This is a genomic window from Rhodococcus sp. MurmanLake-1 (assembly GCF_056945715.1).
Window position 1 is genome coordinate 650,839 of record NZ_JBWZNF010000002.1, and the last position, 21,087, is coordinate 671,925.

Annotated in this window: 20 protein-coding genes; 17 read left to right on the forward strand and 3 right to left on the reverse strand. The window is 62.0% G+C overall.

The genetic code is table 11. The features are described 5' to 3' along the window. Positions 1-20: 20 nt before the first annotated feature. The 9 genes from AC2ETI_RS09465 to AC2ETI_RS09505 all read left to right on the forward strand — a co-directional run bounded on the left by AC2ETI_RS09465 (position 21) and on the right by AC2ETI_RS09505 (position 8,845). Positions 21-824, forward strand: a complete 804-nt coding sequence (locus tag AC2ETI_RS09465; RefSeq protein ID WP_264613180.1) for an ABC transporter ATP-binding protein — start codon at positions 21-23, stop codon at positions 822-824. Next, positions 821-1,534: an ABC transporter ATP-binding protein gene (locus AC2ETI_RS09470; protein WP_264613179.1), complete on the forward strand. Its 714-nt coding sequence runs from the start codon at positions 821-823 to the stop codon at positions 1,532-1,534. The genes AC2ETI_RS09465 and AC2ETI_RS09470 overlap by 4 nt, the downstream gene beginning before the upstream one ends. Positions 1,535-1,537: 3 nt before the next feature. Further along, entirely contained in the window at positions 1,538-2,434 is an 897-nt protein-coding gene (locus AC2ETI_RS09475) for a branched-chain amino acid ABC transporter permease (RefSeq protein ID WP_019744803.1), read from the forward strand. Further along, positions 2,431-3,519: a branched-chain amino acid ABC transporter permease gene (locus tag AC2ETI_RS09480; protein WP_019744802.1), complete on the forward strand. Its 1,089-nt coding sequence runs from the start codon at positions 2,431-2,433 to the stop codon at positions 3,517-3,519. The genes AC2ETI_RS09475 and AC2ETI_RS09480 overlap by 4 nt, the downstream gene beginning before the upstream one ends. A gap of 58 nt (positions 3,520-3,577) precedes the next feature. Continuing rightward, positions 3,578-4,861, forward strand: coding sequence for an ABC transporter substrate-binding protein (locus tag AC2ETI_RS09485; RefSeq protein ID WP_029255959.1), 1,284 nt, complete (start codon positions 3,578-3,580; stop codon positions 4,859-4,861). A gap of 13 nt (positions 4,862-4,874) precedes the next feature. Next, complete coding sequence (locus AC2ETI_RS09490; RefSeq protein WP_483633824.1) at positions 4,875-6,596, forward strand: class I adenylate-forming enzyme family protein; 1,722 nt, start codon at positions 4,875-4,877, stop codon at positions 6,594-6,596. Next, positions 6,593-6,994 carry a nuclear transport factor 2 family protein gene (locus AC2ETI_RS09495; protein ID WP_019744799.1) on the forward strand — a complete coding sequence of 134 codons (402 nt, stop codon included), beginning with the start codon at positions 6,593-6,595 and terminating at the stop codon, positions 6,992-6,994. The genes AC2ETI_RS09490 and AC2ETI_RS09495 overlap by 4 nt, the downstream gene beginning before the upstream one ends. Then, positions 6,975-7,979, forward strand: a complete 1,005-nt coding sequence (locus AC2ETI_RS09500) for an LLM class F420-dependent oxidoreductase (protein ID WP_472795457.1) — start codon at positions 6,975-6,977, stop codon at positions 7,977-7,979. Before AC2ETI_RS09495 ends, AC2ETI_RS09500 begins: the two co-directional genes overlap by 20 nt. A 65-nt stretch (positions 7,980-8,044) precedes the next feature. After that, positions 8,045-8,845: a crotonase/enoyl-CoA hydratase family protein gene (locus tag AC2ETI_RS09505; protein ID WP_037133488.1), complete on the forward strand. Its 801-nt coding sequence runs from the start codon at positions 8,045-8,047 to the stop codon at positions 8,843-8,845. Positions 8,846-8,891: 46 nt separating this feature from the next. On the opposite strand, the gene AC2ETI_RS09510 is transcribed toward AC2ETI_RS09505, so the two are convergent. Further along, positions 8,892-10,193: an MFS transporter gene (locus AC2ETI_RS09510; RefSeq protein WP_092763081.1), complete on the reverse strand. Its 1,302-nt coding sequence runs from the start codon at positions 10,191-10,193 to the stop codon at positions 8,892-8,894. 266 nt (positions 10,194-10,459) lie between these two features. After that, positions 10,460-11,647 (reverse strand): ROK family transcriptional regulator, encoded by a 1,188-nt coding sequence (locus tag AC2ETI_RS09515; protein ID WP_019744795.1) that lies wholly within the window; start codon positions 11,645-11,647, stop codon positions 10,460-10,462. A gap of 194 nt (positions 11,648-11,841) precedes the next feature. On the opposite strand from AC2ETI_RS09515, the gene AC2ETI_RS09520 reads away from it, so the two are divergent. The 3 genes from AC2ETI_RS09520 (at position 11,842) to xylB (ending at position 13,881) form a co-directional block, all read left to right on the forward strand. After that, positions 11,842-12,072, forward strand: coding sequence for a DUF3263 domain-containing protein (locus AC2ETI_RS09520; RefSeq protein WP_230814393.1), 231 nt, complete (start codon positions 11,842-11,844; stop codon positions 12,070-12,072). 69 nt (positions 12,073-12,141) lie between these two features. After that, a complete protein-coding gene (locus AC2ETI_RS09525) occupies positions 12,142-12,459 on the forward strand; it encodes a WhiB family transcriptional regulator (RefSeq protein ID WP_003946343.1) in 318 nt (105 codons plus the stop codon). A 24-nt stretch (positions 12,460-12,483) separates the two neighbouring features. Then, the gene (gene xylB / locus AC2ETI_RS09530; RefSeq protein ID WP_046379005.1) at positions 12,484-13,881 is read left to right on the forward strand and encodes a xylulokinase; all 1,398 of its coding nucleotides are present in this window, start codon (positions 12,484-12,486) and stop codon (positions 13,879-13,881) included. A gap of 7 nt (positions 13,882-13,888) precedes the next feature. Here the strand turns inward: xylB and AC2ETI_RS09535 are convergent, their stop codons facing one another. Then, entirely contained in the window at positions 13,889-14,605 is a 717-nt protein-coding gene (locus tag AC2ETI_RS09535; RefSeq protein WP_020908678.1) for an HAD family hydrolase, read from the reverse strand. Between the two features lie 142 nt (positions 14,606-14,747). On the opposite strand from AC2ETI_RS09535, the gene cycA reads away from it, so the two are divergent. The 5 genes from cycA to AC2ETI_RS09560 all read left to right on the forward strand — a co-directional run bounded on the left by cycA (position 14,748) and on the right by AC2ETI_RS09560 (position 20,986). After that, on the forward strand, positions 14,748-16,211 hold the full coding sequence (cycA, locus tag AC2ETI_RS09540) for a D-serine/D-alanine/glycine transporter (protein WP_019744791.1): 1,464 nt from the start codon (positions 14,748-14,750) through the stop codon (positions 16,209-16,211). A gap of 122 nt (positions 16,212-16,333) precedes the next feature. Beyond that, positions 16,334-17,104, forward strand: coding sequence for a M23 family metallopeptidase (locus AC2ETI_RS09545; protein WP_003946431.1), 771 nt, complete (start codon positions 16,334-16,336; stop codon positions 17,102-17,104). Positions 17,105-17,229: 125 nt separating this feature from the next. Then, entirely contained in the window at positions 17,230-18,735 is a 1,506-nt protein-coding gene (locus AC2ETI_RS09550) for a glutamate-cysteine ligase family protein (RefSeq protein WP_021345194.1), read from the forward strand. 141 nt (positions 18,736-18,876) lie between these two features. Beyond that, positions 18,877-19,770, forward strand: coding sequence for a universal stress protein (locus AC2ETI_RS09555; RefSeq protein WP_019744789.1), 894 nt, complete (start codon positions 18,877-18,879; stop codon positions 19,768-19,770). A 175-nt stretch (positions 19,771-19,945) separates the two neighbouring features. Next, on the forward strand, positions 19,946-20,986 hold the full coding sequence (locus AC2ETI_RS09560) for an LLM class F420-dependent oxidoreductase (RefSeq protein WP_007727670.1): 1,041 nt from the start codon (positions 19,946-19,948) through the stop codon (positions 20,984-20,986). The last annotated feature ends 101 nt before the right edge of the window (positions 20,987-21,087 follow it).

Genomic DNA, 21,087 nt, shown 5'->3' on the forward strand with positions numbered 1-21,087 from the left:
GTCACGAGGAGGTGAAACCAATGCTTGGAAACACACCACCCGCACAACCTGGGAATGCACCGGTCGTACTCACGCTTTCCGATGTGTCGATCGAATTCGGCGGAGTCACGGCTCTCGACGCCGTCGGCTTCGACGTCCGCGCGGGACAGATCTGCGGACTCATCGGGCCGAACGGCGCTGGTAAGACCACGCTGTTCAACTGCATCACAAGGATTTACGAACCGAGTCGCGGTGTCATCACCTGGCAAGGAACCGACCTGTTGGGATTGCGTCCCTATGCGTTGGCATCTGCAGGAATCGCTCGAACTTTTCAGAATCTCGCGCTGTTCGGCGGCATGAGTGTCTTCGACAACACCATGGTCGGTGGATCGTCGCGAGGTCGCTTCGGGCTCGCGAGTGGGCTTCTCGGCCTGCCTCCGGCGCGTGCGCGAGTCCGAGAACTTCGAGAGAAGGCCTGGTACCTGCTCGAACGTCTCGAACTCGTCGACGTCGCGAACGCACCCGCGTCCGGTCTACCGTTCGGAACTCTCAAGCGTGTCGAACTGGCACGGGCATTGATGTCCGAGCCCTCGCTGCTTCTGCTGGACGAACCTGCCGGCGGGCTCACGCACAGTGAAGTCAAAGAACTGGGAGAACTGATCGTCTCGCTCCGCGACGACTTCGGCTTCGGCGCGCTTCTGGTCGAACACCACATGGGATTGGTGCTCGGGATCTCCGATCACGTTGTCGCCCTGAACTTCGGCCACAAAATTGCCCAGGGATCCCCGGCGGAGATCCAGCAGGACGACGCCGTGATCAACGCGTACCTGGGACGTGCCGCATGACCCTGCTGAACGTCGACGATCTGCACGCCGGTTACGGGCGAGGCAATGTACTGCACGGGATTTCGCTCGACGTGGAACCCGGCGGGGTCGCTGTCGTCCTCGGCGCGAACGGTGCAGGCAAGACCACCATGATGCGCGCGCTTGCCGGATTGATTCCGCATCAGGGAACGATCACCTTCAACGGTTCGCCGTTGGGATCCAAACCTGAACGCGCCGTGGCCGCCGGCGTCAGCCTTGTCCCACAGGGCCGCGGAACTCTCGGCCAACTGTCGGTGCGTGACAACCTGCTCGTCGGCGCGGCCCTTCGTAAGGACAAGGCGGAGATCGAAGCCGACATCGAGCGGTGGTGTGAGACATTCCCTGTGCTCGCGAGGCGGTCCACCCAGTTGGCCGGTTCGCTGTCAGGCGGTGAACAGCAGATGCTCGCGGTCGCACGGGCATTGATGAGCCGTCCCACCCTTCTTTTGTGCGACGAACCGAGCCTGGGTCTGGCGCCCATCGTCATTGCCGAATTGTTCGACACGCTCGGTGCGATCAACCGCAGCGACGGAACTGCACTGCTGATCGTGGAACAGAACGCCGATCTCGCGATGAAACTCGCGTCGAAGGTCTTCCTGCTCGACGTAGGCACCATCGTCGCTGCCGGAACGCCCGAGGAATTTCGTTCCGACGACGTCGTGCGCAGCGCTTACCTCGGGTACCAGGAGTAAACGGTGACACTCTTTCTCGAACGACTCATCTCCGGATTGACCAACGGGTCGATCTACGCAATTCTCGCGCTGGCACTAGTGGTGGTGTTTCGCGCCACCGGCACGATCAACTTCGCTCAGGGCGAGTTGGCCCTGTTCACAACCTTTGTCGCCTGGTGGCTGACGACGATGTCCTGGCCGATCTGGTCGGCGATCGGAGCGGCCCTGGCTTTGGGGTTCCTGCTCGGAGCATTGATGGAGCGTCTGCTCATCCGTCCGGTTCAGCGTCGAAGCGACATGGCGGTGCTGATCGTGGCACTGGGATTGTTCACCGGGCTCAACTCGTTGGCCGGAATGCTGTGGGGGAGCGATACGAAGATCATGCCGAGCCCGTTCCCCAACGGTCCGACCGACTACATCTCGGTGGGCGGTGCGCGCGTGTACGGCGACGCACTGGGCGTACTGGTGGCGCTCGTTGTCCTACTTGTGTTGATGTCCTTGCTCTTTCGCAAGACGAGAGTCGGTCTGCACATGCGTGCCGTCGCGGACAATGCCGAATCTGCCACTCTCGCCGGAGTTCCGACCAGCCGGATACTCGCAATCGGTTGGGGAGTAGCAGCTGCCATCGGTGCCCTGGCCGGTGTCCTGGTCACTCCGCTCTCGCCGCAACAACTCGGTCTCACGACCATGTTCCCGATCTTCATCGCAGCATCCGCCGCAGCGCTGTTCGGCGGCCTGGACAGTCTCGTCGGCGCCGTGGTCGGCGGGTTGACGATCGGTGTCCTGGAATCGATGCTCAGCGGCTACATTTCGGTCATCGGCGGCTCGCTGCAGCAGACATCCGCCCTGTTGATCATCGTGGTGATCCTCTTCGTCAGACCCAATGGACTGTTCGGTACCAAGAAACTGGAGCGGGTATGACGACGCTTGCCGAGAGAAATGAACCCACCGTCGCCGAAAAGGCAGTCAGGCGACCGCGGGTAGTGGTCGCCGGATCGACGTCGTACCGGATACTCCAGTTGGTTCTGCTGGTGGCTGCCGTGTGTGCGTTGCTTCTCGCGTCACAGAGCGCGCCGTTTCGCGTGGGGCAGTTCACGAGCGTCTTCATCATCGCGATTGCCATTGCGGGACTCAATATCGTCAGCGGATACACCGGACTTCTGTCGATCGGCCATTCTGCCTTCTTCGGCCTGGGCGCGTACACGACCGGCGTTCTGATCGTCGATCGCGGATACTCGCCGTTGACCACGATCCCGATGGCGGTCGTATTGTGTTTTGTACTAGGGCTTCTCGTCGGTCTTCCCTCGTTGCGGATCAAGGGGCTGTATCTCGCTCTCGTGACACTCGCCGTCGCTGTTGCATTTCCCGAGGTGATCCGCAAGACCGGGGATCTGACCGGTGGTGCCGCCGGAATGGTGGTTCGCGCAAATCTGCTCGTTCCGCCGAAATGGACGGGTCTGACCCGAGCCGACACCTACCTCTGGATCTTTTGGGTGTCGGTGGTGACTCTGGCGATCGTCATGCTCCTGATTCGCAATCTCGTCAAGAGTCGATTCGGTCTGGCTATGGTCGCGGTGCGTGACAACGAGATCGCGGCGAGCGCAAATGGCATCAACGTCGCGCGGGTCAAGATTCTCGCTTTCGGGCTTTCCGGCGCGATCACGGGCCTGGCAGGTTCGCTGTTCACGATGTACATCGGCGCGCTCTCACCCGAATCCTTCTCGCTGATGAAGTCGATCGAGTTCATCACCGGACTGGTGTTGGGCGGAATCGCAACCCAATTCGGCCCGATCGTTGGGGCAACGGCAGTGGTGTTCTTGCCGTACTACACCGGAAGCGTCACCGACGGCCCCGTGTCGGGAGTGGTGTTCGGCGCGGTGCTGATCGCGATCGTGTTCTTGATGCCGGACGGAATCGTCGGACGGATCAACAGCGTGCTCCGACGGTTCGTCCTCGTGGTTCCCGCAGATCATCCCAAGTATCGCGAGGGTGAACCTCGCACTTGAGTGCCGTCTCCCTCGCCCACTCTCGTTTCCCTCAACTCACAGCAAGGAACTGGACGATATGAAAAGGCAGACCACGATTCCCGCAGTCATCGCCGCTGCGGCACTACTCCTTTCGGCCTGCGGAGGTAGCTCCGACGCAGAGAGCAACACGTCGACATCGGCCGGCGCAGTATCGGTCGACGACTGCAGTGATCCCAGCGGTGCCGCAGCGCCGATCACCGACAAACTCACGGTGGGATGGAGTGGGCCGACGTCCGGCCCGCTCGCCGACGCCGTCGGCAACGTGATCGAAGGCATGCGAGCACGGTTCGAGGTGGAGAACGCGGCCGGCGGCATCGGCGGCGTCAAGCTCGACGTCGTGGTCAAGGACGATGCATTCTCCCCGGAGCGCGCCAAAGCCAACGTCGGAGAGTTCATTCAGAAGGACAAGGTCGACGTTCTGGGCACCTTCGGGGCCGGGCAGTTGAACGCCATCGCGGACGATCAGACCACTGCCTGCGTGCCGCTGCTCTTCGCGCAGGCAGGCATGCCCGAGTTCCGGGTCATCGAAGACTTCCCGTGGACCACGGAGTATCTACCGGATCCGGGCGTCGAGATGGAGGTAGTGGTCGAGAGCTTGAAGAAGAAGTATCCGAACGGCGCCAAGGTCGCACTGGCCACGAACCAGACCGAGTCCGGACAGGGAATCGCCAACGGCTTCAAGTCCGCGATCGAAGGAACCAACTTCGAGATCGCGGCGGAGGAGGCGCTGACCGACCCCAAGACGGCGGCTTCGACTCTCAAGGCCAGCGGCGCCGAGGTTTTGGTGGTCGCCGGTGTCACTACCGACTGCCTCGCGATCACTCAGGCGATCGGACGTGTCGGATGGAAGCCCGACACCGTGATTCAGCCGTCGAACTGCGTCGACGGTGCGACCCTGTATGCACCCGCCGGTGATGCTGCGGACGGGCAGCAGGTGATGGTGTGGCTCAAGGATCCCAACAACGCTCTCTACAAGGATGACGCGGCGGTGCGCGACTATCTCGCCGGTGCAGCGGCTCACGGTGCAGATTCCCCGACCAACAGCTACACCGTGAACGGCTGGGCCATCGGTGACCTGTTGGTGGACAACTTCACTCGGGCCTCTCAGTCATCCGACGGACTCTCACGTGCCACCATCATGAGTGCCGCGCGAACGCAGGACTACCACCCGCCGATGTTCATCGACGGAATCAAGTTCACGATGACCGCGGACCATGCGTTGGGAATCCTGGCCTTTCAGCCGTTCGAGTGGAATGCCGCTACTCAGGCGTTCGAGAAGCAGGGCGACGTGATCGACATTTCCGGCCGTTACGAGAACTGAATCGAGTGCGCGAATGAACAAGACACACAGGGGATTGCATCCTCGCGTCAAGGTGGACGAATACACCTCGAAAGGGTGGTGGTCCGACGAGACGATCGATCACGTGTTCCGGGTGCAGGTGCGGACCCGAGGGGACGAGCTTGCCGTAGTTGATCCGGCGAACCGCAGCGAGTTGTCCGGCGGAGATCCACGACGCCTCAGTTGGAACCAACTGGAGAGCGAAGTCATCTCGCTCGCTGCGCGCTTCACCGAGGCAGGCTTGGGCCGGGGAGACGTTCTGGGCGTTCAGATGCCTAACACCGTCGAACTGGTCGAGGTCTACCTTGCAGCGTGGTCGCTGGGGATCGTGGTCTCACCCTTGCCTATGCAGTACCGCGAACGTGAAGTGGAAGGAATGGCCAACCAGGCGGCGTTTGCAGCATTTGTCACCGTGCCCAGCTTCGGCGACAGATTCCCGGCTACCGAGATCGCTGCAATCAGATCCCGGATTGCCTCTCTGAGATCGGTATTCGCCTACGCTCCCGAATCAGAGCTTCCGGCTGAGCTTCCTACCGGCGTCGTGGGGCTGAGTCCTCGGGCAGCCACCGAATCGCAGCGAAGTGCTCTGGACAGACGAAACACCGAAGATCCGAACGACCCCAACGACGCGATGACGATCTGTTGGACCTCCGGAACCGAAAGCGAGCCGAAGGGGGTCCCACGTTCGCACTACGAGTGGCTGGCCATCTGCTGGGCCACGATCGATGCTCCCGACATCGTCGTCGACGACGTCCTGCTGAACCCGTTCCCGATGGTCAACATGGCCGGAATCAACGGAATGTTCCTGCCCTGGCTCCGCACGGGATGTGTACTGGTACAGCACCACCCGTTCGACCTTCGAGTGTTCCTCGGGCAGATCGAGGCCGAGCGGGTTACATACACGGTAGCGCCGCCTGCTCTGTTGTGGATGCTGCTCGCCGACGAGTCGATGCTCGCGGCGGTCGATCTGTCGAGCTTGACGCGGATCGGTTCGGGTTCGGTGCCACTGCAACCTCCGATGGTGCGGGGATGGCAGGAGCGATATGGAATCGGAGTCATCAACTTCTTCGGGTCCAACGAAGGCATCAGTCTGCTCTCCTCGCCTGCGGACATGCCGGATCCGGACGACCGCGCACGGTACTTCCCTCGTTTCGGTGTCGAGAACTTCCGCTGGAGCACCAGGATCTCGGACTGGATGGACGTTCGCTTGGTCGATGTGGTCACCGGCGAGGACATCACCGAAGTCGGGCACCCGGGTGAGTTGCGAATCAGCGGACCGACGGTCTTTGCCGGCTATCTCGGCGATCGGCCGTCACCGTTCGACGAACGCGGATTCCTGCGCACCGGAGATATCTTCGAGATTGCCGGTGATCACGGACAATTCCTCCGCTACCTGGATCGAGGCAAGGACCTGGTGATCCGCGGTGGAATGAACATCGCTCCAGCCGAATTGGAGGGGTTGATCGCCGAGCATCCGGCCGTCGCGGACGTGGCCGTCATCGGCGACCCCGACGAAGTGCTCGGTGAGCGCGTCGCAGCAGTGGTGACACTTCGACCCGAGACGGAACTCGAACTCGATGCTCTGGTTGCGTTCCTGAAAGACAAGCGCATCGCGTCGTACAAACTTCCCGAGCGGCTGGAGATTCGGAAAGAACTGCCGCGCAATTCGACCGGAAAGATCCTCAAGCGTGAGCTTCGACAGAAGAGTGTGGCATGAGTGTGATGAACGACAGTGACAAGCTTGCGTTGGCGCGTGAGATGTTCCAAGCGTGGGACGTCATGGACTGGGCACGCGTCGTCGACCTGTTCGCCGAAGACGGTGTGCTCCACAGCGTGATGCAGGAACCTCTTGTCGGCAAGGAGGCTGTAGCGGGCCGAATTGCATTGCTGGCAAGCAAGTGTGAACGGATCACCCTGAAGATCGAGTCGCTCGGCGTGATCGACGGCAGGGTTTTTGTACAGCGAGTGGACGATTTCCACTTCGACGGGACCCACGGCGTCGTTCCTGTTGTCGGAATCCTCAGCATGGCAGACGGGCTGGTCACAGAGTGGCTCGAATACTACGACCGTCCGACACTCTTGAAGGGAATGGGTCTTGTCTCCGATTTCGAATAGCCGACTGCCGACGATCGATATCTCCCTGGGCTTGTGGCAGGACCGTCCGCCGCGGGAGGTGACCACTACTGCACGCCTCGCCGACAAACTGGGGTTCGGCCGAGTGTGGGTGGGGGAGATGGCGACGTACGACGCCTTTGCTCTGGCGACGTCAGTCGGCGCCGGCTTCGAGCACTCCGAGTTGGTGGTCGGCCCGCTCGCGGTGACGGTTCGTGATCCGGCGATGATCGCGATCGGGGCGGCGTCGGTAGCCGACCTGACCGGGCATCACGTGTCGATAGCGTTGGGCACGTCCAGCACTGTCGTGGTCGAAAAATGGCATGGGCGAAGCAGATCCGGGGCCGCACGTGCACTCGCGGAGTCAGCCTGCGCTGTGCGAGCGCTGATGAACGGCGAGCGGGGCGAAGTCGCCGGAACGGTGATGCGGACCAGTGGATACCGACTGCGACTTCAGCCGCCGGGTGGGCGGTTGATCGTTGCAGCTTTCGGAGACAAGGCCCTTCGCGCCGCGGTGGAGTTGGGCGACGAACTGGTGCTCAATCTGGTCAGCCCGGAGCAAGCGGGGCGCCTGATCGCACGGTGCAAGGAAATCGCGGTTGAAATGGGAACGCCGATGCCCCAGGTGTCGGTTTGGGCGCCGGCGGCCGTGGCAACCGAAGGCCCAACTCAGATGTCGATCGATCAGCTCAGACGTGGGCTTGTGCCGTATCTCGCTGCCCCCGGGTACTCGGACATGTTCGTGCGAGCAGGGTTTGCATCCGTGATCGAGGAAGCCAGGGCCGGGACCGCGCCTCGAGAGATCTTGAGTCAGGTCTCGGACGCGATGGTCGCGACAGTGGGAATCGTGGGAACCGCGGCCGATGCGCGCGAGCAACTCGAGGCGTATCGAGCGGTCGGTGTGGACACCGTCGTGGCCGTGCCTTCATCCACTGATTCGGATCCGGCCGGGCAAGTGACGATGGAACTTCTTGCCGAGATGGTATGACGAATCCCCGACGAACTTACTCTCAGGTAAGTTCGTCGGGGATATGTCGAATCGGAGGAGTTGCCGTGAGTGATCGTGTTCGTGTCGAGGTAGTGCAGTCGGTGGCGTACGTGACGCTGAACCGGCCGGAGAAACTCAACGGTCTCGATCTGGACATGCTCGACGCGCTGGTGGACGCGGCTCGAACGATCAGAACTGATCGTTCGATCCGGGGCGTGGTTCTGCAAGGCGCGGGCGACGCATTCTCGGCCGGATTGGACTTCGCTTCTGCCGGTAAGCAGCCGAGACGGATGGCCAAGGCGTTCGCGAAATTTCCCGGTCAGAAGACCAACCTCTTTCAACGTGCGTGCTGGGTGTGGCGCGAATTGCCCGTGCCGGTCATCGCGGTCGTTCACGGCCACTGCTTCGGCGGGGGACTGCAATTGGCGCTCGCCGCAGACTTTCGATTCACCACCCCTGATTGCACGTTCTCGGTGATGGAGGCGAAGTGGGGATTGATCCCCGACATGACCGGAACGGTCACGATGCGCGAACTCGCGGCGATGGACGTCGTGAAACGCCTCGCCATGACTGCTGAACTGTTCGATGGAAATCAGGCTCTCGAGTGGGGGTTCGTGAGCGGAGTCAGTGACAATCCGATCAAACCGGCACAGGAACTGTTGTCGCAGATCATGACTCGCTCGCCGGACGCCGTCGCAGCGACGAAGACGTTGCTGCACAAGACCTGGAACCGATCGCCACGCGGTGCGTTCTGGATCGAATCGCGGATCCAACTGGCGCTGATGCGAGGCAAGAACCACAAGATCGTACGCTCCGCGAATACTGCGAAGACGTTGCCGGAGTTCGCCATTCGAAAGTTCGGCTGACAAACTCCGGCATCGCGACGCCGTGGGGCGTTCTCATTCAGGTCGATTACACCATCAGATCTCGTCCAGACCGGTCCTTGATGAGCATCGTGGCGACAAACGACACTGCGGCCAACAGGGCGAGATAGATCGAGATGGCAAGAGTGCCACCGGTCTTGCCGAGGAGCCATTGGGCGACGGTGGGAGCAAAGGCGCCGCCGAAAATGGTGCCGACAGCGTAAGAGATCGACGCGCCGCTGTAGCGGATCGAAGCTGGGAACAGTTCGGCGAACAATGCCGGTTGAGGTCCGTACGACAGTCCGAGTCCGACCGAGAACAGGATCATCGCCACGTAGATCCAGCCGAGATTGCCGGTGTCGATGAGGAGGAAGAACGGCACCGCGAAGAGGATCATTGCGAGGTTGCCGACGTTCATCACCGTGGTGCGGCCGCGCCGATCCGACCAGTAAGCGCCGATCATGGTGAAAACGCCCCACGTGACTGCACTTGCGAGCGTGGCAATCAGTAGTTCGGTCTTACCCAGGCCGTAGGTCTTGGTTGCGTACGCGACGATGAATCCGCCGATCACCATGTAGCCGTTGCCGTTTGTGCCGATGAAGGAGAGGGCCGCGAGTACGACCTGCTTCGGGTGTTTCTTGAACAGAGTTCGGATAGGCGTGTTGCTCTCGGTGCGGCGTTCCTTGAGTTCGGCGAACACGGGTGACTCGCTGACCTTGCTTCGAATGTAGAAGCCGACGCCGATCAACACGACGCTGAGCAGGAACGGCACTCGCCATCCCCAGGTGGTGAACTGTTCGTCCGTGAGGGTGAACGTGCACAGTGCCAAAACGCCGGTGGCGAGCAACATTCCGAGCGGTACGCCCATCTGGACGAACGCTCCGAAGAATCCTCGACGCTTGGTGGGTGCGTGTTCGACGGCAAGAAGAGCAGCCCCACCCCATTCGCCGCCCGTCGAGAATCCCTGCACGATTCGGAGAAGGATCAACAGGATCGGCGCCCAGATGCCGATCGAGGCATACGTCGGCAGCACGCCGATGAGAACGGTCGCGGCCCCCATCATCGCCAACGTCGCGACCAGGACACGTTTACGGCCGAGTCTGTCGCCGAGATATCCGGCCACGATGGCGCCGAGAGGACGGAAGACAAAGCTGATGCCGACCGTGACGTAGGAGACGATCTGGCCTGCCGAGCCCATCGGCTTGAAGAACAGGTCGGCAAAGATCAGGGCTGCGGCTTGGGCGTAGATGAAGAAGTCGTACCACTCGACGGTGGTGCCGACCATCGACGCCATCGCGGCGCGGTCGTACTCCTTCGCGGCGGGCTTGGTGCCAGTTCTGGTTGTGGTCATCGAGCTACTTTCTGCCAGTCACGTGGTTCACCGGCGCGGTGAACTGCGAAGTCGGAACAGGGGTGAAACGCTGTTCGATCTGCGACGTTGCCGGTGTGCTCGGTGCATGCTTTTGGCTGACTCGGAGCGTTCCTGCGCGATCTCATTGTCGATATTGGCAACCGAATGATCGGTAGGTAATGAATTATGCAGAAGTGTGAGCGTCAACACAAGGGGTGCCGGAAAGGTCTGATTATCTGGTTCAGAGCATGCGAGAAATCAGTTGCTCAGGTGTGGAGCGACGCGGCGATCCGCAGATCGATTTCCCTTGCGCTGAGCAGATGGTCGAGGACGAGAACCGCACAACCGAGGATCCCGGATTGTGCGCCGTGGCTGACCGAAGCGATCTGAAGCTTTCGGGTGGCAAGCGCCGTTGCGTTGCCGTAGACGGACTCCCGAAGTCCGGCGAGGAAGAGCTCGTCTGCCTCGGCCATGTCGCCGCCGATGATCAGGACCTCGGGATTGAGGAGGTTGACCGCGCCGGAAATGACGTCGCCGATAAGTCGGCCGCTGCTTCTGATGAGCCGGCGGGCTTCGCTGTCGCCGTCCAGGGCGAGGCGGACAACGTCACGCACGTGCCCGACGCTTCGACCCTGATCTCGGAGGGCGTGCACGAGAGCCCAACCGCTGGCGACGGTTTCGACGCAGCCGACATCGCCGCAGCGACACTTCATGCCCCGCGCTGCAGCGGTTTTGGTATGCCCGATCTCGCCGGACGCTCCGAGTGAACCGCGTTGGAGGATTCCGCCCATGACGATTCCTGCGCCGAGGCCGGTTGACGCCTTGATCATCAGGAGGTTGGGCGCGCTCTCGCGTCGTTCGCTCAATTCGGCCAGGGCCATCACGTTGGCATCGTTGTCGGCAAACAGTGGCGCCGTGGTCACCGATGCCAGATAGGGGGCAAGAGCGACGCCGTCCCATCCGGCCATCATCGGAGAGTCGAGGCTCGCTCCCGCGGCGACGTCGACCGTTCCGGGAATGCTCAGTCCGATTCCGATGACCTCGGTAGACGCGCGGTGGACCTGGGCCAGTAGTGACGAAAGATGCTCGGCAATTTCGGGCATCAGTTCGTCGGGGCCGACCCCGACCGACTTGTCGATGTCTTCTGCCGCGAGGATCGTGCCCGCCAGGTCGGTGACGGCAAGTTGTGCCCGCGATCGACCGATTGCCACGACGAGAACCACGCCGGACGAGTTCGCGAAGGTGAGAGTGGACGGCGGCCGGCCGCCCGTCGACGGGCCCTCGTCGTCATCGGCGATCAAACCAAGCGATTGAAGTGCTGCAACCCTGGCCGATACCGCCGTCCTGGACAGGCCGGTGAGCTTCCCGATCTCGCTGCGCGTGGTCGCGGAACCGCTGCGTATCAGCGTGAATACCTCTCCCGCGGTAGCCGGAGTCGTGGACGGTCGGGTCATTGTCCTATTCAAGCATTCCTCGTCGGTAACTTCAGCGTGCGAAAGTTGGCATACTTTGTCCACAAAAAGACGTAAGTAAGTCTTGTGAAAAAGCAGAAGTAGGCATAGTCTGTGTCTTGACTCACTGCCACGGGCGTCCGAGGAGACGAGTCGCAGTTTCTGTGAAGCAGGGCGCACAAACAGGGGAGAGCCTGATGAGCCGCACCGATACACAAGAGATCGTCGAGTTCGCACGTAAGTGGCAGCAGTTCGACGGTGGACCTGACGAAGAGATCTTTGTAACTTTCGGCCTCGCCCCGGACGAGTATTTCCGCAGGCTGCAGGCGATTCTCGATGACGGCGTCGTAGCGCTGACTCCGCCGGTCACCGGCGAACTCGCAACGGTCTGTGCACATCGACTCGGCCGATCGGCCAGGCGTCGATAAGTCCGACCCGGCATAAGCCCCGAGTCACCCGAATCCGTTTCACCCGAGTAAGGAATTGAGGTCGCCATCATGCACAAGCACCTTCCGATGCCGTACCCGACCGCCGAAGTGTGGGACTGGCAGCTGCAGGGAGCGTGCCGTGGGCACGATTCCGCGGTGTACTTCCACCCGGACGGCGAGCGTGGACACGCTCGCGAGAACCGTGAACGCAACGCCAAGAAGGTCTGCGCGACGTGCCCCGTGCTCCAGCAGTGCCGCGAACACGCACTCTCCGTCCACGAGCCGTACGGCATCTGGGGTGGAATGACGGAGACCGAGCGCGCAGAATATGTGCGATCGCTGCGTAAGCGCAGCAACCGGATGCCCGCGGTCGCCAACGCGAGCTGACGGTCCTTCGGAAAGGACGCCAGTGTGACCCTCGTAGCCGGTATCGATTCGTCTACCCAGTCGTGCAAAGTCATTGTCCGTGATGCCGATTCGGGAGAACTGGTACGAGAAGGACGGGCGGCCCATCCCGTCGGTACCGAGATAGATCCGACATGCTGGCTCGAGGCGATGGACAATGCAATCGCCGCGGCGGGTGGGCTCGGCGACGTCGCAGCGGTATCCGTCGGAGCTCAACAGCACGGCATGGTGTGTCTGGACAGCGGCGGCGAGGTCGTCAGGCCGGCGCTGCTGTGGAACGACACTCGTTCGGCGAAGGCTGCGAAGGATCTGGTCGAAGAACTCGGCGGATCGAAGGCGTGGGCCGACGCGGTTGGCGTAGTTCCGGTCGCCGCGGTCACGGCAAGCAAGCTTCGATGGCTCGCAGATCACGAGCCAGGCAACGCCGATCGCACTGCCGCGGTGTGTCTTCCGCATGACTGGCTGTCCTGGAAATTGGGCGGGTCCGGTTCAATCGAGGAGCTCGCCACAGACGCGGGCGACGCAAGTGGAACCGGCTATTACGCTGCCTCGACGCGCGAATACCGTACCGACTTGCTGGCGTTGGCATTTCGCGATCGCACCCCCCATGTTCCCCGAGTTGCATCGCCGAACGACAAGATCGGAAGCACTGACTCCGGGGGAATCATCGGACCGGGTACGGGTGACAATGCCGCAGCCGCACTGGGTTTGGGAGCAGTCCCCGGTGACGTGATCATCTCGATCGGAACATCCGGCGTCGTGTCGGCTGTATCGGCCACCCCCACGCACGATCCCAGTGGAAACGTGGCAGGATTCGCGGACGCAACCGGTCTGCACCTGCCGCTCGTGTGCACTCTCAACGGCGCGCGCATTCTTGATGCGACGGCGTCCATTCTCGGTGTCGATCACGCCGAACTGTCCCGGTTGGCGTTGACCGCGCCCCTCGGAAACGACGGACTGGTCATGATTCCGTACTTCGAGGGCGAGCGGACGCCCAACCGCCCTGACGCCACGGGAGCGATGCACGGTTTCCGGCTGCAGAATTCGACGCCGGCGCATTTCGCGCGCGCCGCAGTCGAAGGGCTCCTGTGCGGCTTGGCCGACGGCGTCGACGATCTGGTTCGTCAGGGCGTCGAGGTGAAGCGAGTTCTCCTCGTCGGAGGCGGAGCGAAGTCTCGCGCTCTCTGTGAGATTGCGCCGGCAATTCTCGGAGTGCCGGTCGTAATCCCTGCTCCGGGTGAGTACGTCGCCGAAGGGGCATGCAGGCAAGCAGCATGGGCACTGTCCGGGGACACGCAGCCGCCGGTGTGGCCGAAACCGGAAGAGCGACGATTCGACGCCGAACCAGCTCCCCACGTGCGCGAGCGCTACGCGTCGTTGCGCGAACTCACCGAAGGCGTCTGAGCGCTCCCTACAGAAGCCCGAACTTCCGCACTGCGTCGAGTAGCGCGTGCGGACGTTCGGTCGTCGGCAGGGGATCGACGAGTGCGAACTGGCAACCGACGTCTCGGGCCGCGCCGTCGGCGACGTCGCTGTCACCGATCATCAGGGTCTGCGCCGCATCCACATCCAGCTGTGCCAGGGCGTATTCGAAGATCGCGGGTTCCGGTTTGACTGCACCCACCTCGAACGACAGGACGAACTCGTCGACCCAGACGTCCCAGCCGCGGTCGACGAACGCCGGACGGATGTCGAAGGCGATGTTGCTCAAGACGGCAGTGCGTACGCCCTTCTCCGACAATGACTTAAGGACCTCACCGGTATCTGGGTACGGCGACCACTGGTCCGGATCGACCAGCAGCGCGTAGAAAGCTTCGGCTCGAACGGGATCGGGCACCCCGGACTTACTCAACACGTCGAGGTAAGCCTGACGATGCAACTTCGGATCCCGGTCGCGGTTCTCCCACGCGTAGATCCCGGCTTCGTCCATCTCAACGGTTCTGCCCACCGGCGCGGTCATCCGACGCATCAACTCGGCTTGAGCGTGCACGTCGAGCGGATCGCCTTGATGATCGACGAGGTGCTCGGTCCAATCGTCGCTCTCCTCCAAACGGAAGAGGGTTCCGGAGAAATCGAACAGCGTCGCGGCGATATGTCCGTCTTGATGGGCCGTGCTGTCAGTGTTCACCTCGACAGGTTATCGGCGTCCGCTTTCCGATGCTTGATGTGAGCCAGTGCACGCGTACTTTGAGAGAGCACATTTTCCGAGGTTCCCCCGACGGGCACGATTTCGATGCCCCGGATGAACCGTATGACGAGGGGGATCCTCCGTGTCCGACCACGCGAATACACCAGACCTGACGAAGCCGTCCGGCGAAGACCCCCACCTCTCACGTCAGCTGTCCAACCGGCATATCCAGCTGATCGCCATTGGTGGTGCCATCGGCACCGGACTGTTCATGGGATCGGGCAAGACGATCTCGCTTGCCGGGCCCTCCGTGATCTTCGTGTACATGATCATCGGCTTCATGCTCTTCTTCGTCATGCGGGCGATGGGGGAGTTGCTGCTCTCGAACATGGCGTACAAGTCGTTCTCCGACTTCGCCGCGGATCTGCTGGGCCCTTGGGCGGGATTCTTCACCGGCTGGACCTACTGGTTCTGCTGGATCGTCACCGGCATCGCGGACGTCATCGCGATTTCCGGGTATTTCAAATACTGGTGGCCAGGTCTTGCAGCATGGATACCTGCTTTGCTGACGATCGCGGCGCTGCTGCTCCTCAATCTCCCGACCGTTCGCGCTTTCGGTGAAACCGAGTTCTGGTTCGCGCTGATCAAGATCGTCGCCATCGTCAGCCTGATCATCGTCGGCATCGTCATGGTCGTCTCCGGGTTCACGGCGCCGAACGGTGCCACCTCGGGTATCGACAACCTCTGGAACGACGGCGGCATGTTCCCGACCGGATTCATGGGCTTCGTGGCCGGCTTCCAGATCGCCGTGTTCGCCTTCGTGGGAATCGAGCTCGTCGGCACCACCGCCGCCGAGGCGAAGGACCCGGAGAAGAACCTGCCGAAGGCCATCAACTCCATCCCCATTCGTGTCCTGCTGTTCTACGTCGTTGCACTGACCGTGATCATCGCGGTGACTCCGTGGCGCGAAATCAGCGCAGACAAGAGTCCGTTCGTCGCCATGTTCACACTCGCCGGCCTCGGCATCGCTGCATCTGTCATCAACTTCGTCGTGCTGACCTCCGCTGCATCTTCGGCCAACTCGGGTATCTACTCCACCTCGCGCATGGTGTTCGGCCTTGCACAGGAGGGCGACGCACCGCGGGCCCTCGGCAAGCTGAACTCGCGCAAGGTCCCCGCGAACGCCCTGATGTTCTCCTGCATCTTCTTGCTGGCGTCGCTGATCCTGCTGTTCTCGGGCGATTCCGTGATCGAGGCCTTCACCGTCGTCACGACCATCTCGGCGCTGCTGTTCATGTTCGTGTGGACGATCATTTTGGCGAGCTACATGGTGTACCGGAAGCGTCGTCCGCACCTGCACGAGGCGTCGAAGTTCAAGATGCCCGGCGGCATCGTGATGTGCTGGGTCGTGCTCGCGTTCTTCGTCTTCATCCTCTGGGCGTTGACAACCAAGGACGACACCCTGCAGGCACTTGTCGTCACGCCGATCTGGTTCGTGGTTCTGGGTATCGCGTGGGCGATCATTCGTCGCCGACCCGCTCACCGGGCACGATACGACGCATTCAAGTCAGAACTGGACGCCAGCCGACAGAACGGCGAGAAATAGTTTTGGTCAAGATCGGGTAACGGTGGCGGCCGCCTTGATCAAACTGTTACATTCTTCGGCAGACAGAGGAGCGGGCTTCATCAGAAGGACGCTGCACGCCGACGACTGACGGAGTACACACTGTGGGAAACCACCACCGCACGGGCAATGACGATGTTGTCTTCGAGATCGATCCCGAGGCAGCAAGCGGCCGCCACCGCACCCCGTCGGCTGGCCCTGGTGCCGGTGTCAAGGCGGGTGTCGTAGCTGCGGCTACCGGTGCACTCCTCGTCGGTGCAGGCCAGATGGGTGCAGGAACCGCTGCTGCGGCGCCGGCAACTCAGACCATCGCCGGCATCGAAATCCCGCAGGGTCTGCTCCCCGAGGGCGTTGTCGTTCCGGCTGAATTGGCGGCACTTCCCGCTCTCGACATTCCCGAGCTTCCCGATTTTGCTGCCGATCTCAACACGCAGGCACAGCAGTTCCTCGCGGGGATCAACCCCGGCACCTCTGCTCGCACCGTGCAGCCGGTGTCCGGAACGCTGACCTCCACCTTCGGTTCGCGCTGGGGAGCACACCACGGCGGTCTCGACATCGCGGCTCCGATCGGTACGCCGATTCTGGCTGCAGCCGACGGCCAGGTCATCGACGCCGGCCCGGCGTCAGGTTTCGGCCTCTGGGTTCGCGTCCAGCACGACGACGGCACGGTCACCACGTACGGCCACGTCAACGACTACCAGGTCAACGTCGGCCAGCGCGTCAATGCTGGCCAGCAGATCGCCACAGTGGGTAACCGTGGACAGTCCACCGGCCCGCACCTGCACTTCGAGGTTGCCGAGAACGGCGCAAAGGTCGATCCCGCAGCGTGGCTGCAGGCTCGCGGCGTGGCTGTCACCTGGGTAGACAACTCGTAAGAGAAACCTTCGGAGAACTGCGGTGGCGTCGGGAAATTCTTCCCGGTGCCACCGCAGTTCTCGTTTGTCGGTGACACCGGCCGGATAGCCTTCAGTGACGTTGATCGTCGAAGGGGGAATGCGCGATGGGTGCAGAAGTCACGGCGCGAGAATTCACGCGGGCGGACCGTAGGCTCTTTCGCAAGAAAGTGCGGTCATGCGTCGACGCCATGAAGCAGATGCTCGACGGTGGTGACTTCCGAGACGCCGTCGACAAGCCGGCGCCGCTGCTGGGCATGGAGATCGAATTCAACCTGGTGAACGGGGACATGGCTCCTGCGATGTCCAACCGTGAAGTGCTCGAATCCATCGACGACGCCGCGGTTTTCCAAACCGAGCTCGGACAGTTCAACGTCGAGATGAACGTCGAACCCGGCCCACTCACCGGTGATGCAACTTTCGAATTGGAAAAGAAACTGCGCGCCTCCCTCGACGTCGCAGACGCGCGAATCCATGCGCACGACGCCGAGATGGTGATGATCGGGATGCTGCCGACCCTGCAACTCGAGCATCTCGATCGAGAGTGGATCACCGCGAACCCGCGCTACGAATTGCTCAACGAGCAAATTTTCACCGCTCGAGGCGAGGACATCGAACTCGACGTCGAAGGTGTCGCGCTACCTGGCAGCGACGTGGAAATTCTTCGGGCCGATACCAATTCGGTAGTCCCGGAGGCGGCATGTACGTCCATGCAGTTGCATCTCCGCGTTGCGCCGGAAGAGTTTGCCGCGCATTGGAATGCCGCGCAGTGTCTGGCCGGCGTACAGGTGGCGTTGGCGGCCAATTCTCCTTTCCTGGCAGGCAAGGCGCTCTGGCACGAATCGCGCATCCCGATCTTCGAGCAGGCCACGGACACAAGAACTTTCGAGCTGAAGAACCAAGGTGTGCGGCCGCGGGTGTGGTTCGGTGAGCGGTGGATCCACTCGGTGCTCGACTTGTTCGAAGAGAATTCACGGTACTTCCCGGCCCTGCTGCCTGACGTGTCGGACATCGATCCACTGGAAGTGCTCGCGGCGGGCGGAGTTCCGGAGTTGAGCGAGCTTCAGATGCACAACGGCACGGTCTATCGCTGGAATCGTCCGGTGTACGACTGCTCGGATGGCAAGCCGCACTTGCGTATCGAGAATCGAGTGCTGCCGGCCGGACCGACTGTCGTCGACATCATGGCCAATGCGGCCTTCTATTACGGCACAGTTCGGGCGCTGGTGAACGCGGAGCGGCCACTGTGGTCGCACATGTCGTTCCATGCGGCAGAAGAGAACCTGCACATCGGCGCCAAGTACGGACTCGACGCAACCTTGTACTGGCCGGAGATCGGTTGGGTCGGTGCCGACGAGTTGGTCCTGCGAAGGCTGCTGCCGTTGGCGGACGAGGGTTTGGCGGATTTCGGATTGTCCGCCGCGGCCCGCGATCGGTATCTCGGCGTCATCGAGGGGCGGTGCCTGAATCGGCAGACCGGTGCCGCCTGGCAACGAGAGCACGTGGCGCGCGCGGAGGCCTCGGGCGCGGACCGCTCGACTGCGCTCACCGGAATGCTCCGCGGTTACGTCGAGAACATGCGGGCGGGAGATCCCGTTCACACCTGGTCCTGATTGCTCTGCTAATTCTCCTATCCGTCAACAGTTTCGGGGACCTAAGTCCCCGAAATGAAGAGGGGGCGACCCCAAAAAAGCCGGACAAGTGGGATGGTTAGAGTGAAAGTGGCTCGGTTACTTCTTCAGGAAGGTGGGCACATGAGTTCACGCGAACATAACAGTGTTGTTGTCGGAGTCGAGGGTTCGGACACTGCGTCCACTGCGCTCCGCGAGGCCGCGAAGATCGCCGCCCAGCGCGAATTGCGACTCGACATCATCCACGCTCTCGACTTCGCGCCTTACGGTTTCGGCGGACCGTACGTCGACGCGGGTGGGGTGTACGAATGGGTCGAAGAGGCGGGAAAAGCGATCTTGGCAGAGGCGGAACAATTCGCCCATGAGATCGATCCGAAACTCGAAGTTCACACCGAAATCGCCATCGGCAGCGCAACTCAGTGGTTGATCGAGAGTTCGGCGCAGGCCAGGCGGGTCGTTGTCGGAGCGTCCGCTTCAGGCAAGGCGGCGACGGCAGTTCTCGGCAATACAGCGGTCGGTGTTGCCAGTCACGGCAAGTGCCCGGTCATCGTCGTACGGGACCGCGACGGCGCAGTGCCTTCGGAGGGACCCGTCGTGGTCGGCGTCGACGGCAGTGCGCTCAGCGCGCAAGCAGTGGGCGCGGCATTCGAGGAAGCAGCGTTCCGCGGTGCCGAGTTGGTGGCGCTGCACGTGTGGAGTGACCTCGGCAGCGCGGCATTCGAAGACCCGAGGGCAGCTGCGCTTGCCCCGCAGTCTCTCGAAGAGGAAGAGCACGCCGTACTCAGCGAGAGCTTGGCCGGTTGGTCCGAGCAGTACCCGGACGTGAAGGTCCGGCGCGAGGTATACCTCGATAACCCACGAGGACGGCTGCTGGACTGGTCGGCAAAAGCGCAGCTTGTTGTAGTCGGCAGCCGTGGACGTGGTGGATTCCGTGGCATGCTCCTCGGCTCGACCAGCAATACTCTGATCGCTTCGGCCAAGTGCCCCGTCATGGTGGTTCGCCCCGAAGAATCCTGACCTCTCCAGGTTCTCCCGCTACCCCGTTCGTTTCGGTCATCGAATACGAACGGGGTAGTCACATGAATGCGGACTCATGTTCCGTAGTGTTCGATGTGAGTTAAGTGTTCGATGGGAGTACCAAGGCTGTGTGCGCGTCGCACACGGCGGCAATCGTCTGGATTGGGGTTACAACGTGCGTATCGGTATGGGTTTGAACTACAGCGGCGGGTTCGCCGAAACCGTCGAAGAGGTCGGTGACCTGGAGAAGGCGGGCCTGGACATCGCCTTCGTTCCGGAAGCGTATTCCTTCGACGCGGTCAGCCAGCTCGGTTACCTGGCGGCCAAGACGTCGACCATCGAACTCGCTTCGGGAATCTTCCAGATCTACACCCGTACGCCCTCGTTGACCGCCATGACGGCAGCGGGCCTGGACTTCGTCTCCAACGGTCGCTTCGTGATGGGCCTGGGCGCTTCCGGACCGCAGGTGATCGAGGGATTCCACGGCGTCAAGTACGACGCTCCGTTGGGACGCACGCGTGAGGTCGTCGAGATCTGCCGTCAGGTGTGGCGCCGCGAGAAGGTCGAATACCAGGGCAAGTACTACCAGGTTCCGCTCCCCGCCGAGAAGGGCACCGGACTGGGCAAGCCGCTCAAGCTGATCAATCATCCTGTGCGTGAGCGCATCCCGATCCTGATCGCTTCGCTCGGACCCAAGAACGTCGAACTGACGGCTGAGATCGCCGAAGGCTGGGAACCCATCTTCTTCCATCCGGAAAAGGCAGCAAGCGTATGGGGCGAGCCGATTGCGAAGGGCAAGGCCAAGCGCGATCCGAGCCTCGGCGAGCTTCAGGTGTACGCGTCGCCGGCCCTGGCCATCGGTGACGATGTCGACCACATGCTCGACTGGGTACGCCCGAGCCTTGCGCTCTACATCGGCGGTATGGGCGCCAAGGGCAAGAACTTCTACAACGACCTCGCGGTGCGATACGGCTACGAAGAGGCCGCCGAGAAGATTCAGGATCTCTACCTCGCGGGCAAGAAGGACGAGGCCGCAGCAGCGGTCCCGGACGAGCTGGTTCGCGCCGTGTCGTTGATCGGTCCCGAGAGCTACGTCAAGGAACGCGTCGCAGCCTTCGCCGAAGCCGGCGTCACGACGCTCAATGTCACGCCGTTGGCGGCCGATCGCAACGGCCGTGTTCAGCTGATCGAGAAGTTCCGCAAGATTTGTGACTGACCCTGCCGTGCGCCTTTATTAACCGCCGGCGGTTAATAAAGGCGCACAGCAGAGCGGGTGATTCGGGATCTCTTGCGCACGAAACCCGATTTTTGGCGCTT

What these genes read in the sequence shown, in the direction of transcription:
- AC2ETI_RS09465 (WP_264613180.1), top strand. Translation starts at nt 21, where the DNA reads ATGCTTGGAAACACACCACCCGCACAACCTGGGAATGCACCGGTCGTA.
- AC2ETI_RS09470 (WP_264613179.1), top strand. Translation starts at nt 821, where the DNA reads ATGACCCTGCTGAACGTCGACGATCTGCACGCCGGTTACGGGCGAGGC.
- AC2ETI_RS09480 (WP_019744802.1), top strand. Translation starts at nt 2,431, where the DNA reads ATGACGACGCTTGCCGAGAGAAATGAACCCACCGTCGCCGAAAAGGCA.
- AC2ETI_RS09485 (WP_029255959.1), top strand. Translation starts at nt 3,578, where the DNA reads ATGAAAAGGCAGACCACGATTCCCGCAGTCATCGCCGCTGCGGCACTA.
- AC2ETI_RS09490 (WP_483633824.1), top strand. Translation starts at nt 4,875, where the DNA reads ATGAACAAGACACACAGGGGATTGCATCCTCGCGTCAAGGTGGACGAA.
- AC2ETI_RS09495 (WP_019744799.1), top strand. Translation starts at nt 6,593, where the DNA reads ATGAGTGTGATGAACGACAGTGACAAGCTTGCGTTGGCGCGTGAGATG.
- AC2ETI_RS09510 (WP_092763081.1), bottom strand. Translation starts at nt 10,193, where the DNA reads ATGACCACAACCAGAACTGGCACCAAGCCCGCCGCGAAGGAGTACGAC.
- AC2ETI_RS09515 (WP_019744795.1), bottom strand. Translation starts at nt 11,647, where the DNA reads ATGACCCGACCGTCCACGACTCCGGCTACCGCGGGAGAGGTATTCACG.
- AC2ETI_RS09520 (WP_230814393.1), top strand. Translation starts at nt 11,842, where the DNA reads ATGAGCCGCACCGATACACAAGAGATCGTCGAGTTCGCACGTAAGTGG.
- AC2ETI_RS09525 (WP_003946343.1), top strand. Translation starts at nt 12,142, where the DNA reads ATGCACAAGCACCTTCCGATGCCGTACCCGACCGCCGAAGTGTGGGAC.
- AC2ETI_RS09550 (WP_021345194.1), top strand. Translation starts at nt 17,230, where the DNA reads ATGGGTGCAGAAGTCACGGCGCGAGAATTCACGCGGGCGGACCGTAGG.
- AC2ETI_RS09555 (WP_019744789.1), top strand. Translation starts at nt 18,877, where the DNA reads ATGAGTTCACGCGAACATAACAGTGTTGTTGTCGGAGTCGAGGGTTCG.